Origin of the sequence: Gilliamella bombicola, from assembly GCF_900094945.1 — a bacterium.
Lineage (GTDB): Bacteria > Pseudomonadota > Gammaproteobacteria > Enterobacterales > Orbaceae > Gilliamella > Gilliamella bombicola.
In genome coordinates this window covers 1-1359 of sequence record NZ_FMAQ01000014.1, presented here as the reverse complement: position 1 = coordinate 1359, position 1359 = coordinate 1, and the positions used below count along the sequence as shown (strand labels likewise).

Below are 1359 nucleotides of genomic sequence, written 5' to 3'. Positions count from 1 at the left end.
GCGGGGGCGTTATTCTTTGTTAGATTGTCCTCTCAGGCACCATAACCGCCCCCGCGGCCCAAGGATTAAGGACTAAACGCTAAAAACTAAGGTGCGGTGCAAACAGCATAGTAGCTGCCGGAAACACTGCGGCTGTTAACGCCGCCGCTGTCCGAGTAGACAGCGAAGCCATTGCGACCTGTAGCGTCACTCGTCCAGTAGTTGATGAAGTCGAAGCCCGCAGCAGCGTAGTTGTGCATGGTGCCCCACTCCGTGAAAAAACCAGCACCTATGTGACGCATATAACTATTATCAGATGAATGAGGCAAGGCGCCAGAAATAGGAGGATAATCAGTTCTGACTGCATTGGTTAAATCACTTACCCTAGCAAGACGATAACCCAAACCACGACACCAAGATTTTTGATTAGACTGAGTATTCCCATTACCCCGATGGACGAACCACTGCTTTAACACAAATCCATAACGAACCTCATTACCTCGACCATCACTACCGACCAACTCAAAGGTCTGTGGCAAAGATGGTACGGTAAGTCTACTAGGACTACTTGAACTTATCTGAGAACTACTAGCCCTAGGACCTCTTAACCTAACACGTGCGACAACTTTTTCTCTATCAACACCAGGAATCCACCTATCATTAGCTGCTACACTTGTCACCGTAGCCGTTATTCCACCACGCGTGACCGGAGACCACGTCAACTGACTTCCATCCACTCCACCTATGAGCAAATCAAAATACAATCCATCGGCACCTGTAGTTGGAAAGTTTTGGCCGTAAGATGCAGAATCGTTAGACTGAGTTAAAAAACCCTTATCAGGATTCCATATGTTAGATGGGCCTGCGTAACTGCCTGTGCCATCAACAAGATTAGGCCTTGCGTGACAAACAACAGGACCACTGTCATACGGATTAATATAATAATCCACCGTAGCTCCACTAAAACTGGTTCTACTAGGAACCCCGTACTGGGTCTGTAAATATCCCCCTGTACTACTTAATCTTACCCTATAAGGTGCCTTACATATATCCAATGCATCGTTACGACTAACTGTATTGCCATCCTTATCCGTAAACGATACCGATATACTCCCAGATACACCATTTACAGCCGGCTCATCTCCATCATCATCTCGCCAATAATTATACCTTGTGACCAAATCACTTAAACTCACTGAATTAGTTGATGATGGGACTATCATTTCTATATAACTTAAATTACTCCCAACGTACGGCAAACTGATTGGATTTGTTGAACTTGTTGGATTGGTTGACGGCGTGATTACCCGACCATCCTGCAACCGAATTGACAACAATTTATCCGTTGATGTGGCCCTTGTTCGACCATTGTCAAAAGTT

At 45.5% G+C, this 1359-nt stretch carries 1 protein-coding gene; it reads right to left on the bottom strand.

The window, feature by feature from the left end:
* Nucleotides 1–86 precede the first annotated feature (86 nt).
* Nucleotides 87–1359: hypothetical protein (locus GA0061081_RS11110; RefSeq protein ID WP_167349345.1), on the bottom strand; the 1273-nt coding region annotated here is incomplete at its 5' end.